We start from the raw sequence: 13,902 nt of genomic DNA on the forward strand, positions 1-13,902 counted from the left end.
GCTCGTCGGGCCCGCCGCGACCGATCGCCGAGGAGGTGCGCGACGCGCCCGGCGGTCACCTCGTGTTCAGAGACGGCCGCGACATGCGCTAGAGTTGTGTCCGCTGTCAGGGACTCCGGTCCTGGGCAGCTGCCATTCCTCGATAGCTCAATTGGCAGAGCAGCCGGCTGTTAACCGGCAGGTTGTTGGTTCGAGTCCAACTCGGGGAGCGAAGGCCCAGCGGCTCCACCCGCTGGGCCTTTTCTCGTCTCTGCGCCGGACGAGCCTCAGTCGTCGAGGTGGTCGACGCCCGGCAACCAGGTCTTGCCCGGCACGCCCCACCCCGACTTCTTGACGCTCTTCGCGGCGGCCTTGTGCAGGGGGTGCTCGAGGCGGTCCGCGTAGAGGATGCCGTCCAGGTGGTCGTACTCGTGCTGGAAGATGCGGGCGAGCCAGCCGTGGGCCTCGATCTCGTACTCGACGCCGTCGAGGTCCGTCGCGCGGAGCAGCACGCTCTCGGCCCGGCGCAGCGGGAACCGCTCGCCCGGGATCGACAGGCACCCCTCCGACTCGTCCTCCTCGTCGAGGGGCTCGATGTCGAGCGGGCTCTGCCAGAGGGTCGGGTTGACGGCGACGCCGCGCCAGGACTCGCCGTCGTCGTCGACCCAGGAGTACACGAAGAGACGGAGCCCGACGCCGACCTGCGGGCCGGCGAGGCCCACGCCGGGCGCGGCGTCCATCGTCTCGAACATGTCGGCGACGAGCGTCCGCAGATCGTCGTCGACGGCCTGCACCTCGGCGGCTCGGGCGTGGAGGACGGGTTCTCCCGTGATGGTGATCGGTCGTACGGCCATTCGCCCAGACTATCCAGCGCGCTGCCGCTACCGTGTCACCGTGAGCGCTGACCTCGGGGACCTGACCGCCCAGGTGTCGCTGACCCCCTACCAGGCCCTCGGCATCCCCATCGCCCTCGTCGGCGCCGTGTTCCTCTCCATCGGGGCGCAGCTGCAGAGCCGTGGAGTCGAGAAGGTCGAGCGGCGCCTCGGGGCGGCGCAGAGCGGCATGAGCGTGCGCCAGGTCGCGGCGCTGGTCGGCAGGCCGTCCTGGGTGGCCGGCACGCTCCTCCTCGGTCTCGCCGTCGTCTTCCAGCTGACCAGCCTCAACATCGCCCCCCTGCTGGTCGTTCAGCCGCTCGGTGCCGTGGCACTCGTCGTCACCGCGGTCGTCAACGCCCGGGTCACGAAGCAGCGTCTGAGCGCGAAGGTGAAGCGGTCGATCGCGCTCTGCGTGGGCGGCATCGGGCTCTTCGCGACCGTGGCCGCGTTCGCCGCGACCGAGACGCCGATCACGACCCGGCAGCTCGTCACCGTGCTCGTGCTGCTGCTCGTCGTGGGGGCCGTGCTGGCAGCCGCCTTCGTCGTGCTGCGGCACCGCCGGAACGTCCTCTTCTACGTCATCGGCGCGGGTGTCCTCTACGGGTTCGTCGCGACCCTCGCCAAGGTCGTGCTGAACCGCATCACGTCCGGCACCTTCGACTGGCTCGAGGTCGTCTGCATCGTCATGCTGGTCGCGGCGGCCGTGCTCGGGGGCTACTTCGTGCAGAACGCGTACTCCTCGGGGTCGCCCGACCTGGTGATCGCTGGCCTGACCGTCGTCGACCCCATCATCGCCGTGACGATCGGCATCGTCGTGCTCGGCGAGGCCGCGACGGCGCCGCCGATCGCCGCGGTGCTCTTCCTCGTCGCGGGGGCCGTCGCGGTCGCCGGCGTCTTCCAGCTCGCCAAGCACCAGCCGCAGAAGAAGAGGGTCAGCTGAGCTACCGTGGTCGACGCGGGTCCGCGGGAGCCCTGTCGTCCGGCCCGCTGTCGCCCCACCTCCCGCACCCGGGCCCGACCATCCCTCACGACAAGGACTGACCACGTGACCGACGCCGACGGACCGACCGATCCGAGCGACACCGCAGCCTGGGCCGACGCGCCGAGGCTGACCGTGCTGATCGCCGCCGACACGTTCCCGCCCGACGTCAACGGGGCCGCGAACTTCGCCGAGCGGCTCGCCGTCGGCATGGCGGCCCGGGGCCACGACGTGCACGTCCTCGCCCCCGCGGCCAGCCGGAAGCACGGCACGTTCCTCGAGCAGCACGCCGGCGTGACGCTGACGGTGCACCGGCTCTACTCCACCCGGTGGCCCCTGCACGACTGGCTGCGCTTCGCGACGCCGTGGCGGGCCGAGGCGAACGCCGAGCGGGTGATCCGTCAGATCCAGCCCGACGTCGTGCACATCCAGTCGCACATCGTGATCGGCCGCGCGGTGGTCCGCGTGGCGAACCGCCTCGGCATCAGGGCCGTGGCGACCAACCACTTCATGCCCGAGAACCTGCTCGAGCACACGGGGCTGCCCCACGCGCTCCGTGCGACCGCCGTGAAGCTCGCCTGGGCCGACGCGAGCCGCACCTACCACCGCGTCGAGTCGATGACCACGCCGACCGACAAGGCGGCCCGGTTCCTCGAGAAGGCCATCGACGTCGAGGGCGTCCTCGCGGTGTCGTGCGGCATCCAGGCGTCCGACTACACGGCTCGTGAGGACCGGCCAGAGGGCAACCGGGTCGTCTTCGTCGGGCGGGTCACGGCCGAGAAGCAGATCGACGTGCTGCTGCGGGCCATGACCCTGGTCGACCCGGCGCTCGACAGCACGCTCACGATCGTCGGCGGCGGCGACCTCCTGCGCCAGCTCCAGCAGCTCAGCGTCGACCTCGGCCTCGCCGGACGAGTGACCTTCGCGGGGTACCTGTCGGACGCCGAGCTGCGTCGCACCCTCGCCGACGCGACCGTCTTCGCCATGCCGTCGATCGCCGAGCTGCAGAGCATCGCGAGCCTCGAGGCGATGGCCTCGGGCCTGCCGATCGTCGTCGCCGACGCCATGGCCCTGCCGCACCTCGTCGACGACGGCCGCAACGGGTGGCTGTTCCGTCCCGGCGACAGCGCCGACCTGGCGGAGAAGCTCACCCGGGTGCTCACGGCGTCGGACGACGAGTACCTCGCGATGCGACGCGCCAGCCTGCGGATGATCGAGGGGCACGACATCGAGCGCACGCTCAACGTCTTCGAGGGCCTGTATCGTGGGCAGCCGGTGGCTCCCACCACCGACGTCGTCTCGTCCTGACCTCGCCCGCGGGTGCTGGTCGCGCAGTCGACACGGGGCGGTAGCTCAGCCGGTTAGAGCAGTCGACTCATAATCGATCGGTCACGGGTTCAAGTCCCGTCCGCCCTACTGCCGTGGCTGTGCCGTGCCACGGGGCGCGCTCGCCTCCCAGCGGCACGCCTCGCTCGTCTGGCAGCATGGCCCGATGTTCTTCAGCAAGAGCGCCGGCCCCGACCACGGGGACGAGTCCCTCGAGTCCGTCGGCGCCGAGCCGCGCATGGGCGTAGGGGCGCAGGTCTACGTGCTCGACTCCGACGACGATCCGACGTCGCCGTGGCCCTTCGGCCCGACGGGCGTGGTCATGCGTGCAGGTGGCTCGGCGTGGCAGGGCGTGTCCGCGATCGGCGGCTCGGCGCGGACGTGGTGGGTCGAGTTCGACTCGCCCCAGCTCGACCGTGACGGCGACGGGCCGGTGCAGAGCGCGCAGGTCGCCGAGCGCTTCCTCCGCCTCGCGCCTCCGATCGCACCCCGCTGACGCGGGCGGGAATACTCACACCCGACCTGTCGTTCACCCATTTACATGCAGACGCATGAACTAGATCTGAGGTGAGACCATGCAGTTCGGAGTCTTCTCCGTCGGCGACATCACGGCCGACCCGACCACCGGCAGGGTGCCGACCGAGCACGAGCGCATCAAGGCGATGGTGACCATCGCCCAGAAGGTCGAGGAGGTGGGCCTCGACGTCTTCGCCGCCGGCGAGCACCACAACCCGCCGTTCGTGAACTCCAGCCCGACGACCCTGCTCGCCACGATCGCCGCGACGACCGAGCGCATCCAGCTCAGCACGGCGACGACGCTCATCACGACGAACGACCCGGTGAAGATCGCCGAGGACTTCGCGATGCTGCAGCACCTCGCCGACGGCCGGGTCGACCTGACCCTCGGCCGCGGCAACACCGGCCCGGTCTACCCCTGGTTCGGCAAGGACATCCGCCAGGGGATCAACCTGGCCATCGAGAACTACGCCCTGCTGCGGCGCCTCTGGACCGAGGACGTCGTCGACTGGAAGGGCCACTTCCGCACGCCGCTCCAGGGCTTCACCGCGACGCCCCGTCCGCTCGACGGCGTGGCGCCGTTCGTCTGGCACGGCTCGATCCGCAGCCCCGAGATCGCTGAGCAGGCCGCCTACTACGGCGACGGCTTCTTCGCCAACCACATCTTCTGGCCGGCATCGCACACGAAGCAGATGGTCGAGCTCTACCGCAGCCGCTTCGAGCACCACGGCCACGGCCGCGCCGACCAGGCGATCGTCGGTCTCGGCGGGCAGGTCTTCATGGCCAAGAACTCGCAGGACGCGAAGCGCGCCTTCCGCCCCTACTTCGACGAGGCCCCCGTCTACGGCCACGGTCCGAGCATGCAGGACTTCACGAGCCAGACGCCGCTCACCGTCGGCAGCCCGCAGGAGGTCATCGACCGCACGCTCGGCTTCCGCGAGTACGTCGGCGACTACCAGCGCCAGCTCTTCCTCATCGATCACGCGGGCCTGCCCCTGCAGACCGTCCTCGAGCAGCTCGACATCCTCGGCGAGGAGGTCGTGCCCGTGCTCCGCCGCGAGTTCGCGTCCCGTCGTGCCGCGGGCGTCCCCGACGCGCCGACGCACGCCTCCCTCGTGGCCGCGGCCGCCGCCTCCGCCGCGACCTCGTCCGTCACGTCCTCGGCCACGGCCGACGCCGCGTCTGTCCCGAGCCTGTAGGAGGCGCCCCGTGAGCACCAGGAAGATCGTCGTCCTCTCGGCAGGGCTGGGTCAGCCCTCCTCCACCCGGCTCCTCGCCGACCGTCTCGCCGAGGCGAGCGCCCGGGCCCTGCTCGACCAGGGCTCGCCCGCCGAGTTCCGCGTCGTCGAGCTCCGGGACCACGCCCACGACGTCACCGACGCCATGCTGACGGGGTTCCCGTCCGAGGCGCTGGCCGACGTGCTGGCGGCCGTCGGGGCCGCGGACGGGGTCGTGGCCGTCACGCCCGTATTCACCGGCTCCTACAGCGGCCTGTTCAAGTCGTTCTTCGACGTGCTCGACAACACGGCCCTGACCGGCACGCCCGTGCTGATCGGCGCGACGGCGGGCACCGCTCGGCACTCGCTCGTCCTCGACCACGAGCTGCGCCCGCTCTTCTCCTACCTGCGTGCCGTCGTCGTGCCCACCGGCGTCTTCGCCGCGGCGGAGGACTGGGGCGCCGGCGACGCGACGACCACGGGCCTGCCCGAGCGCGTGACGCGCGCGGCGGACGAGTTCGCCGCGCTGGTGTCGCTGAGGCACACCGAGCGCCGCGACCCCTTCGCCGACGTCGTCTCGTTCGAGGACCAGCTGGGCCGGCTGGGCGTCCAGGACGACGTCTGACGCCGTCCGACCCGCTGCGTGTCCGCCCGTCCGCAGCCGTGCCGACGGACGAGCAGCACGTGACGGGTCGATGATGGTCTCGCCCGTCGCGTCGACCCGCGCGCACCCCGAGGAGGACACATGACCGACACCCGCAGCCCCGCCGACGAACTCGGCCGGTTCCACAAGGCTCGGCGCGCACGCGCCGTCAGCCCTCACGGCCCCCTGGCTCTCGTCAACACCCAATGGGTCGACTCGGTGCAGCCCGTGTGGGGCGTGGCCGGCTCTTGGGCGCCGGCGCCGGACGGCCTGGCGGGCCTGCTCGTGACCGCGGCGGCCGCCGACGGCGTGCGCGTCGACGGCGACCTCGTCGACGGGACGGTGCTCGTCGCGGGCGACGACGCGGTGACGCCGAGCGTCGTCCAGTTCTCCGACACGCTGAGCGGCACCGTCATCGCCAACGACGACCGCTCGAGCTGGGGCCTCCGGGTCTGGGACGCGGACTCCGAGGCGATCCGGCGCTTCGGGTCCATCGACTCCTTCGAGCACGATCCCGCGTGGGTGGTCACGGCGGACTTCGTCCCGACCGAGGCCGGCACCCAGGTCGACATCCGCCACCAGGCAGACCTCGACCTCAGTCGCCCGAGACCGCTGCCCGGCCTCATCCGCTTCTCGCTCGGCGGCGTCGACCACGAGCTCGCCGCGTTCCCGAGCGGCTCGGGCGAGCGCCTGCAGCTCGTCTTCGGCGACGCGACCAACGGTGACAGCACCTACTCGGTCGGGCGGTTCCTCTTCCCGACCCCCGGCGACGACGGCACGATCGTGCTCGACTTCAACCAGGCCGTGCTGCCTCCCTGTGCGTTCTCGTACGCCTTCAACTGCCCGATCCCGCCGCCTCAGAACCGCCTGTCGATGCCGATCGAGGCCGGCGAGAAGAACGTGCTCGACCGGGACGGCGCCCTGCTGCACTGACGCTCGGTGTCGGTCGGCAGTGGGATGATCGACGGATGTTCCTGCTCGTCCGCCGCCTCCCCGACGGCGACGTCGAGCTGACGACCTGGAGTCGTCCCGCGCCGGACCAGGCACTCGTCACGGCGGGCGTCGAGGTCGTCGCGGACGCCGACCTCGCCGAGGCCGTCAGGAGGCGCGAGTCGGGTCCCGGGGGCGCGACCGGCCCCCGCTGGGTCTGGGACGACACCCCGCGGTGGTACCCGCGCCTCCTCGAGGCGGGCGTCCGCGTCGCGCGCTGCGTCGACCTGCGGCTCTGCCACGCGCTGTTGCGGGCGGCCGTCGCGACGACGGGCTCCGAGCTGCACGGCGCGGCTCGCGGTCCGTGGGACGTCCCGCAGGGCGCCGACGGCCCTCGTGACGGGCTCTTCGACGTGCTGCCCGAGTCGCTGCCCGACCCGGCGGGGGAGTTCGTGCGGCAGCGCGCGGCGATCGAGGCGAGCCCCGAACGGGCACGCCTCGAACTCCTCACGACGGCCGAGTCGACAGGTGCGCTGATCGCCGTCGAGATGCGGCACCACGGGGTGCCCTGGTCGGCCAGGGTGCACGACCGACTGCTCAGCGAGGCCCTCGGCCCGCGCCCGGCGACCGGCGAGCGTCCCGCCCTCATGCGCGAGGACCTCGACGAGGTGCGCCGCCGCCTCGACGCGCCCGACCTCAACCCCGACTCGCCCGCCGAGCTCGTGCGTGCCCTCAACTCGGCCGGCGTCCCCGTCACGTCGACCACGAAGTGGGAGCTCGAGCGACACGCGCACCCCGCCGTCGAGCCCCTGCTCCGGTACAAGAAGCGACAACGGCTCCTGGTCGCCAACGGCTGGGCCTGGCTCGACGCCTGGGTGCGTGACGGGCGGTTCCGGCCCGACTACGTCCCCGCCGGCAGCGTCACGGGTCGCTGGGCCACGAGCGGAGGAGGCGCCCTGCAGCTGCCGAGGGCCGTCCGGGCGGCCGTCGTGGCCGACCCCGGCTGGAAGCTCGTCGTCGCGGACGCCTCTCAGCTCGAGCCGCGCATCCTCACCGGTCTGTCCGGCGACCGCGCGATGGCCGCGGCGGGGGAGGGCGACCTCTACGAGGGCATCGTCGCGAGCGGTGCCGTGGCGAGCCGGGCCGAGGCGAAGGTGGCGATGCTCGGCGCGATGTACGGCGCGACGCAGGGCGAGAGCGGCCGACTGGTGCCGCGCCTTGCGCGCCGGTTCCCGCACGCGATGGCCCTGGTCGAGGCGGCCGCGCGGACGGGCGAGCAGGGCGGCGTGGTCCGGACCCTCCTCGGGCGGACGTCGCCGTCGCCCGCCGACGCCGCGGCCTCCGACGAGCTGCCGCCCGAGATGCCCCGCGCCGAGGTCGGGCGCGACGCCCGGTCGTGGGGGCGCTTCACCCGCAACTTCGTCGTGCAGGGCACGGCGGCCGAGTGGGCGCTGTGCTGGCTGGGCGCGTTCCGCCAGGCGCTGCACGATCGCTTCGGCGACCGTGGCGACGACGCCCCGCACCTCACGTTCTTCCTGCACGACGAGGTCGTGGTGCACGCGCCGGCGGACACGGCCGACGAGGTCGCGCACCTCGTGGTCGAGGCGGCGGCCGCCGCCGGTCGCATGCTCTTCGGCGATGCACCGGTGCGGTTCCCCCTCACCGTGGCCGTGGTCGACGACTACGCCCAGGCCAAGTGAGAGGCGCACGCCGCCCCGGGGACGCACCCGCCGACTCCTTGCCAGCTGTTGCACAGTTGTGACCCCCAGGCAGGGCGTGTCATGATCGACCCTGCGGGCACAGGTCCGCTCACAACCGAACACGCACGAGAGCACGCACACGGTCCACGTGTCCACAGGTCGATGGGGAAGTCGCACCTAACGGATGGAGGAATCGTGGCTGCTGCAACGGCTAGGGGAGTGCTCTTCGTGCACTCGTCCCCTCGTGCACTGTGCCCGCATGTCGAGTGGGCGGTCGGTCGAGCCCTCGGGCACGCCGTGAACTTCGCCTGGGTGGCGCAGCCGGTGATGTCGGGCGCCCAGCGCACGGAGTTCTCCTGGCAGGGCGACGAGGGCGCCGGTGCGCGCATCGCGTCGGCGCTGCGCGGCTGGGAGCACCTGCGCTACGAGGTGACGGAGGATCCCGGCGAGTCGATCGACGGAGGGCGCTGGATGCACACGCCCGATCTCGGCGTCTTCTTCGCGCAGACCGACACTGCCGGCAACACCGTGGTGCCGGAGGACCGCATCCGGTACGCCATGGACATCGCCGGCTCGAACGCGCTCGAGCTGCACCGCGAGCTGCGGCTCGCCCTCGGCCAGGCCTGGGACGACGAGCTCGAGCCGTTCCGGTACAGCGGCGAGGGCAACCCGGTCGTCTGGCTGCACAAGGTCGGCTGACCCCGACGCACCCGGACCGCGTGACGAAGGCCGGTGGCCCCGAGGGGACACCGGCCTTCGTCGTGCCCGGCGCGGAAGCCGGCGCGGTGCAGGGTCAGACCGAGCGGAACGCGACGACGGCGTTGTGCCCGCCGAAGCCGAACGAGTTGCTGATCGCGACGATCTCGCCGTCGGGCAGCCGGCGGGGTTCTCCGACCACGACGTCGAGGTCGATCTCGTCGTCCATCTGCGTCACGTTGATCGTCGGGGGAGCGAGGCGCTCGTGCAGGGCCTTGACCGTGAAGAGGGCCTCGATCGCCCCGGCACCGCCGAGGAGGTGGCCGGTCGACGCCTTGGTCGCCGAGACGATCAGCGTCGGGGTGTGATCGCCGAAGACCCGCTTGATGGCGTGGTACTCGGCGATGTCGCCGACGGGCGTGCTGGTCGCGTGCGCGTTGACGTGCACGACCTGGTCGCGCTCGACGCCGGCGTTCTCCAGCGTCGCGATGACCGCGCGGGCAGCACCCGTGCCCTCGGGGTCGGGAGCGGTGATGTGGTACGAGTCGCTCGTGACCGCTCCGCCGAGCAGCTCGGCGTAGATGCGGGCACCGCGGGCGAGCGCGTGCTCCTCGGTCTCGAGAACGAGCGCCGCGCCTCCTTCGCCGAGGACGAAGCCGTCTCGGGTGACGTCGTACGGGCGGGAGGCGGTGGCCGGGTCGTCGTTCCGCTTCGAGAGGGCCTGCATGGCCGCGAACGAGGCGAGCGGCATGGGGTGGATGGCCGCCTCGGAGCCGCCGGCGACGGCGATGTCCGCGAGGCCTGACTGGAGGTGGTCGTAGGCCATCGCGATCGACTCGGTGCTGGAGGCGCAGGCCGACACGACGGTGCGGGCGCCGGCGCGCGCGCCGAGGCTCATGGAGATCGCGGCGGCGGGGCCGTTCGGCATCAGCATCGGCACGGTCATGGGCAGGACGCGACGCGGACCCTTCTCACGGAGGGTGTCCCAGGCGTCGAGCAGGGTCCACACGCCGCCGATGCCGGTGGCCCAGTCGACGATGAACCGCTCGGGGACGACCTCGGGCGAGCCGGCGTCGGCCCACGCCTCGCGTGCCGCCGTGAGGGCGAACTGGCTCGAGGGGTCGAGGCGCTTGGTCTCCCGACGGTCGAGCACGTCGGCCGACGGCACCTTCGCCTGGCCGGCGATCGTGACGGGGAGCTCGTACTTGGCGACCCATTCCTGCTCGAGGGTCGTGATGCCGGACTCGCCGGCGAGCAGGGCGTTCCAGCTGTCGACGGCGGTGCCGCCGAGGGGGGAGGTGCCACCGAGGCCGGTGACGACGATCTTCTTGGTCATGACGATTCTCCTGGAGAGGCGGTGCGTCCCTCGGCGGGCACGGAGCCCGAGAGGGGGGACGGAGAGGCCCGGTCGCCCCGAGGGGAGACCGGGCCGTCGACGTCTAGTCCTGTGCCTTGGTGATGAAGGTGACGGCGTCCCCGACGGTCTTGAGGTTCTTGACCTCTTCGTCCGGGATCTTCACGTCGAACTTCTCCTCGGCGTTGACCACGATGGTCATCATCGAGATGGAGTCGATGTCCAGGTCGTCGGTGAACGACTTGTCCATCTCGACGGTGTCGGTCGCGATGCCCGTCTCGTCGTTGACGAGCTCGGCCAGGCCGGCGAGGACTTCTTCGGTGGACAGTGCCATGGTGTGTTCTCCTTGAGGGGGTGTCGTGGTGACCGGGGTAAAGCCTATACAGGGCGAGGGCGGCGAGCCGTCGCGGCGCGCTACGGGAGGACGACGACCTGGGCGCCGAAGACGAGGCCCGCGCCGAAGCCGATCTGGAGCGACAGGCCGCCGCTGAGCTCTGGGTTCTCCTCGAGGAGGCGGTGGGTCGCGAGCGGGATGCTGGCGGCCGACGTGTTGCCGGTCGTCGCGATGTCTCGGGCGATCACGACGGTCCCGGGCAGGCCGAGCTGTTTCGCGAACTCGTCGACGATGCGCATGTTGGCCTGGTGCGGCACGAACGCCGAGAGCTGGTCGGCGGTGACGCCGGCCCGCTCGAGGGCCTGCTTGGCGACCTTGACCATCTCCCAGACCGCCCAGCGGAACACGGTCTGGCCCTCCTGGCGGAGCGTCGGCCAGGCGACGTCGCCGCCCCCGGCGCGGTACTCCTGCATGGTGTTCGTCATGCGGATCGCGTCCCACTTCGAGCCGTCGCTGCCCCACACGGTGGGCGCGATGCCGGGGGTGTCGCTCGCGCCAACGACCGCGGCGCCCGCCCCGTCGCCGAGGAGGAACGAGATGGTGCGGTCGGTCGGGTCGATGAAGTCGCTGAGCTTCTCGGCGCCCACGACGAGCACGTACTCGGCCAGGCCCGACTTCACGAAGGAGTCGGCCTGGGCGATGCCGTAGGCGTAGCCGGCGCAGGCCGCGGAGATGTCGTAGGCGGCGGCCGGGTTCGCGCCGATCTTCTCGGCGAGCAGCGAGGCGACCGAGGGTGTCGCCACGCCTCCGCTGATCGTCGAGACGAGCACGACGCCGATCTGGTCGGGACGGATGCCGGCCTTGGCGATCGCCTCGTTCGCCGCGGCCTCGGCGAGGTCGACGACGTGCACCTCGGAGGACGCCCTGACACGGGTCACGACGCCCGTGCGCTGCTGGATCCACTCGTCACTCGAGTCGATGGGCTCGACGATGTCGGCGTTCGGCACGACCTGGTCGCCACGAGCCGCACCGATGCTGAGGATGCGCGTGTACTCGGCGCCGTGGTGCTGCTTGAGCTGGGGGGTGGTCATTCTGCTCCCTCGAGGAGGTCGACGGCGGCCTGCAGGTCGTCGGGGGTCTTCACCGCGACGGAGGGGACTCCGCGCAGCGCGCGCTTGGCGAGGCCCGTCAGGGCGCCCGCGGGGGCGAGCTCGACGATGCCGGTGACCCCGGCGTCGGCGAACGAGGTCATGACGGCGTCCCACCGGACGGGCGAGGACACCTGGCCGACCAGCAGCTCGACGAAGCGGCTGCCGGAGTCGACGGCGCTGCCGTCGTTGTTCGTCCAGAGACGCAGGGTCGGGTCGGAGGTGGTGACCGAGGAGGCGGCGGTTCGGAGTCGCTCGACGGCGGGTTCCATGAAGCGCGTGTGGAACGCCCCGGCGACCTGCAGCGGCACGACCCGGCTCTTGGCGGGCGGCTCCGCCGCGAGTGCGGCGAGTGCGCTCAGCTCGCCGGCGACGACGACCTGCCCGCCGCCGTTGTGGTTCGCGGCGGTGAGCCCCAGGGCCTCCAGGCGGGCGGCCAGCTCGGCCTCGTCCCCGCCCAGGACGGCGCTCATGCCGGTCTCGACCCGCGACGCGGCCTCGGCCATGGCGCGGCCGCGCTCGGCGACCAGGCGGACGGCGTCGTCGTCGGTCAGGACCCCGGCGACCGCCGCCGCGGTGAACTCGCCGACGGAGTGGCCGGCGACGCCGCCGACACGGCTGCGGTCGACGCGGGAGAAGAGGGCGCGGGCCGTGAGCAGCCCGGCGGCGACGATGAGGGGCTGGGCCACCGCGGTGTCGCGGATGGTGTCGGCGTCGGACGTCGTCCCGTGGGAGACGAGGTCGACCCCGGCCGACTCCGACAGCGACTCGAGGAACTCGCGCTGGGCGCCGTCCTCCAGCCAGGGCTCGAGGAATCCGGGGGACTGGGAGCCCTGTCCGGGCGCTACGACGACGATCACTCGACCATCATGCCAACGACGTGTCCCGTCCGTGTGGAGCAACTCGACCAAAGATCGCCGTGGACACTGTGGATGGCCACAGGGGGCGCCGGCGGGCCGCGGTCGTGGGGCCGTCTCAGCGTCGGCGCGGCCCCTGGCCGTCGGTGTCGGCGATGGAGCCGAGGATGAGGGCCGACTGCAGCACGATGGCCTCCCGTGACCCGGTGGCGTCCCAGCCGATCACGTCGGACACGCGCTTCAGTCGATAGCGCACCGTGTTGGGGTGCACGAACAGCTCGCGTGCCGTGGCCTCGAGCGAGCGGCCGTTGTCCAGGTAGCACCAGAGGGTCGTGAGCAGCTCGGTCGAGTGCGTCTTGAGCGGCTTGTAGATGCGGTTGACGAGAGTCGACCGGGCGAGCGGGTCACCGGCCAGCGCCCGCTCGGGGAGCAGGTCGTCGGCGAGCACGGGACGCGGTGCGTTGCGCCACGACCGTGCCACCGCGAAGCCGGCGAGGGCGGCCTTGGCGCTCTGCGCGGCCTCGACGAGGCTCGGCACCTCGTGGCCGAGCACGAGGTGGCCGTCGCCGAACCCCGGCTCGAGGGCCGAGGCGATGTCGGTGAACGGGGGCTGGGAGGTCGATTCGCCGTTCTCGTCGGTCTCCTGCTCGGCGCGGCCGATGACGAGCACGAGCCGGCTGCCCTGCACGCCGATCAGGACGTCGGCGTCGAGGTGCCGCGCCGTCCGGCGGAGCTGGTCGACGTCGAGCACGCGCGGCGCCGTCCCCACCAGCACGGACACCTCGCCGTGGCCGTGCCAGCCCAGGGCGGCGATGCGGCTCGGCAGCTCGTCGTCGTACTCGCCCCGCAGGATCGAGTCGACGACGAGTGCCTCGAGCCGGGCGTCCCACAGGCCGCGAGCCTCGGCCGCACGGGCGTAGACGTCCGCCGAGGCGAACGCGATCTCCCTCGAGTACAGAAGGATCGCCTCCCGCAGGCTGTCGTCGCCGTCCTTGACGCGCTCCTCGACCACCTCGACGGTGACCCGGATGAGCTGGAGGGTCTGCTGGAGGCTGATGGACCGGAGCAGCTCCCGCGGAGCCGCGCCGAACACGTCGGCGGCGATCCACGGCGTCGACCGGGGGTCGTCGAACCAGCTGATGAAGGAGGTGATGCCCGCCTGGGCGACCAGCCCCACCGCCGAACGGCGGCCGGGCGGCATGTCGCCGTACCAGGGCAGCGTCTCCTCCAGCCGCTTGATGGTCGCCGTCGACAACTCGCCCGACACCGTCCGCAGCCACGCGAGCGTGCGCTCCTTCGTGGCCGCGGACGGCTCCATCGGCGAGGCCGGGACCCGCTCGGCGCTCAC

At 72.1% G+C, this 13,902-nt stretch carries 14 protein-coding genes and 2 tRNA genes; 10 read left to right on the plus strand and 6 right to left on the minus strand.

From position 1 onward, the window contains the following. The first annotated feature begins 136 nt into the window (after window positions 1-136). Window positions 137-209, plus strand: a tRNA-Asn gene (locus ES689_RS03820). A 57-nt stretch (window positions 210-266) separates the two neighbouring features. Here ES689_RS03820 and def read toward each other — a convergent pair. Continuing rightward, window positions 267-833 (minus strand): peptide deformylase, encoded by a 567-nt coding sequence (def, locus tag ES689_RS03825; RefSeq protein WP_146900395.1) that lies wholly within the window; start codon window positions 831-833, stop codon window positions 267-269. Window positions 834-873: 40 nt separating this feature from the next. On the opposite strand from def, the gene ES689_RS03830 reads away from it, so the two are divergent. From ES689_RS03830 to ES689_RS03870, 9 genes are all read left to right on the plus strand, one after another. Beyond that, window positions 874-1,794, plus strand: coding sequence for a DMT family transporter (locus tag ES689_RS03830; RefSeq protein ID WP_146900398.1), 921 nt, complete (start codon window positions 874-876; stop codon window positions 1,792-1,794). A 105-nt stretch (window positions 1,795-1,899) separates the two neighbouring features. Next, a complete protein-coding gene (locus ES689_RS03835; RefSeq protein ID WP_223269363.1) occupies window positions 1,900-3,141 on the plus strand; it encodes a glycosyltransferase in 1,242 nt (413 codons plus the stop codon). A 34-nt stretch (window positions 3,142-3,175) separates the two neighbouring features. Continuing rightward, window positions 3,176-3,249 (plus strand) — tRNA-Ile (locus ES689_RS03840). A 76-nt stretch (window positions 3,250-3,325) separates the two neighbouring features. After that, entirely contained in the window at window positions 3,326-3,655 is a 330-nt protein-coding gene (locus ES689_RS03845; RefSeq protein ID WP_146900401.1) for a hypothetical protein, read from the plus strand. Window positions 3,656-3,734: 79 nt separating this feature from the next. Beyond that, a complete protein-coding gene (locus ES689_RS03850; RefSeq protein WP_146900404.1) occupies window positions 3,735-4,874 on the plus strand; it encodes an LLM class flavin-dependent oxidoreductase in 1,140 nt (379 codons plus the stop codon). A gap of 10 nt (window positions 4,875-4,884) precedes the next feature. Beyond that, window positions 4,885-5,517, plus strand: a complete 633-nt coding sequence (locus ES689_RS03855; RefSeq protein ID WP_146900407.1) for an FMN reductase — start codon at window positions 4,885-4,887, stop codon at window positions 5,515-5,517. Window positions 5,518-5,637: 120 nt separating this feature from the next. After that, window positions 5,638-6,468, plus strand: coding sequence for a DUF1684 domain-containing protein (locus tag ES689_RS03860; RefSeq protein WP_146900410.1), 831 nt, complete (start codon window positions 5,638-5,640; stop codon window positions 6,466-6,468). Between the two features lie 35 nt (window positions 6,469-6,503). Next, window positions 6,504-8,165 (plus strand): bifunctional 3'-5' exonuclease/DNA polymerase, encoded by a 1,662-nt coding sequence (locus ES689_RS03865; protein WP_146900413.1) that lies wholly within the window; start codon window positions 6,504-6,506, stop codon window positions 8,163-8,165. Window positions 8,166-8,327: 162 nt separating this feature from the next. Beyond that, window positions 8,328-8,864 carry a DUF3145 domain-containing protein gene (locus ES689_RS03870; protein ID WP_146900417.1) on the plus strand — a complete coding sequence of 179 codons (537 nt, stop codon included), beginning with the start codon at window positions 8,328-8,330 and terminating at the stop codon, window positions 8,862-8,864. Window positions 8,865-8,958: 94 nt separating this feature from the next. Here ES689_RS03870 and ES689_RS03875 read toward each other — a convergent pair whose 3' ends face one another. The 5 genes from ES689_RS03875 to ES689_RS03895 form a co-directional block, all read right to left on the minus strand. Continuing rightward, window positions 8,959-10,197: a beta-ketoacyl synthase gene (locus ES689_RS03875; RefSeq protein ID WP_146900420.1), complete on the minus strand. Its 1,239-nt coding sequence runs from the start codon at window positions 10,195-10,197 to the stop codon at window positions 8,959-8,961. Window positions 10,198-10,300: 103 nt separating this feature from the next. Next, window positions 10,301-10,549 (minus strand): acyl carrier protein, encoded by a 249-nt coding sequence (locus tag ES689_RS03880; RefSeq protein ID WP_056054313.1) that lies wholly within the window; start codon window positions 10,547-10,549, stop codon window positions 10,301-10,303. Window positions 10,550-10,629: 80 nt separating this feature from the next. Continuing rightward, window positions 10,630-11,640 (minus strand): beta-ketoacyl-ACP synthase III, encoded by a 1,011-nt coding sequence (locus tag ES689_RS03885; RefSeq protein WP_146900423.1) that lies wholly within the window; start codon window positions 11,638-11,640, stop codon window positions 10,630-10,632. Continuing rightward, window positions 11,637-12,557, minus strand: a complete 921-nt coding sequence (locus ES689_RS03890; RefSeq protein ID WP_146900426.1) for an ACP S-malonyltransferase — start codon at window positions 12,555-12,557, stop codon at window positions 11,637-11,639. Before ES689_RS03890 ends, ES689_RS03885 begins: the two co-directional genes overlap by 4 nt. 115 nt (window positions 12,558-12,672) lie before the next feature. After that, window positions 12,673-13,872, minus strand: a complete 1,200-nt coding sequence (locus tag ES689_RS03895) for a CdaR family transcriptional regulator (protein ID WP_146901794.1) — start codon at window positions 13,870-13,872, stop codon at window positions 12,673-12,675. Window positions 13,873-13,902 lie beyond the last annotated feature (30 nt).

Origin of the sequence: Frigoribacterium sp. ACAM 257, assembly GCF_007954365.1 — a bacterium.
GTDB lineage: Bacteria > Actinomycetota > Actinomycetes > Actinomycetales > Microbacteriaceae > Frigoribacterium.